Origin of the sequence: Streptomyces sp. NPDC057428, assembly GCF_042803195.1 — a bacterium.
Taxonomy (GTDB): domain Bacteria; phylum Actinomycetota; class Actinomycetes; order Streptomycetales; family Streptomycetaceae; genus Streptomyces.
The window spans coordinates 1-1,022 of the sequence record NZ_JBHVCT010000247.1; the positions used below are offsets into that span (position 1 = coordinate 1).

The window sequence follows — 1,022 nt, forward strand, 5'->3', positions numbered from 1 at the left end:
AGGCGATACCGGCTCCCGTCACTAGCCGAAACTCGCTGACCTGCGCTGATGCCCAATTCGACTCATCGGACACCCACTGAGCTGCGGAACCCGGGACATGGCGCGCGGAGCACATCGCGCGGTGCTACGAGCCGCTCTACCCACTCCTCAGCTTGCTCTCGGCCAGTGGGGATCTGGTCGGTATGGCGGAAAGCCATTACACGGATGCAGGGCGACTCCGAAAGAAGGTCTGGAGAGTTGGTCTCCCTCTGCGGGAGGTCGCCGGAGACGCTGCGTCTGCGTTCGGGCTTAGCCGGGCAATCCGAAAGGAACTCGTGAGCCACGTACGGCTGGTGGAGACGACGTTTACGCAGGCGGCGGACGAACTTCTGCGGGATCGCGAGGGCGCGGCGCGGAAGCTTGGTCTGCTTGCCGCGACTGCCGCGAGCAGCATCGCCGCCGATCGCTTTCAGGAAATCCTCCCGGAGGCGCTGCTCCCGAGCGGGGAATCTGGAGAGGGCTCGTTGGCACCTGACCGGGTGGACGGCCTCCGCTTGGCGAAGGCGTGCACGTGGTCGGTACTCTGCGTAACGCTCTTCTCGCTGCTCCTCGCGGGGCTAGGTGTGCCGGCGGAACTGATGGCGCCCTTGGCGATACTGGCCTTCCCTGTGGCCGTATACGTGCTTTTGGCGGCGCGGCATGGGCTCAACGAGGCGTCACGTCTGACGCGAAGCATCAGCACGTTCTTCTCTTCGGGACCTCCGCCCTGACGCTGGCTGCTCGTACATGGCTGTGCGAACCGCTGTCCATGTCGAGTGGAGAGTTCCCGCTTGACCGCCCGAACGGTGACTCAGGTCACAAAGATTACGTCTCGTGATCCGAGATGCCCGGATCAGTCTTTCCTGGAGTGGGCCGCGAACGGCTCGCGAAACAGCGTCCCAATGGCGACTTACGACCTCGGGGGAAATTGAGATGCGGGCGTGCTGGCCTGGCGGTTCGGCTGGTGGGTGATCAGCAGGCGGTGTCGCGGACGAGGACGAGCT

Annotated in this window: 1 protein-coding gene; it reads left to right on the forward strand. The window is 64.5% G+C overall.

Going from position 1 to position 1,022, the window contains the following annotated elements; translation table 11 throughout:
• Positions 1-314: 314 nt before the first annotated feature.
• Positions 315-749: a hypothetical protein gene (locus tag ACFU5K_RS32050; RefSeq protein ID WP_384068305.1), complete on the forward strand. Its 435-nt coding sequence runs from the start codon at positions 315-317 to the stop codon at positions 747-749.
• The last annotated feature ends 273 nt before the right edge of the window (positions 750-1,022 follow it).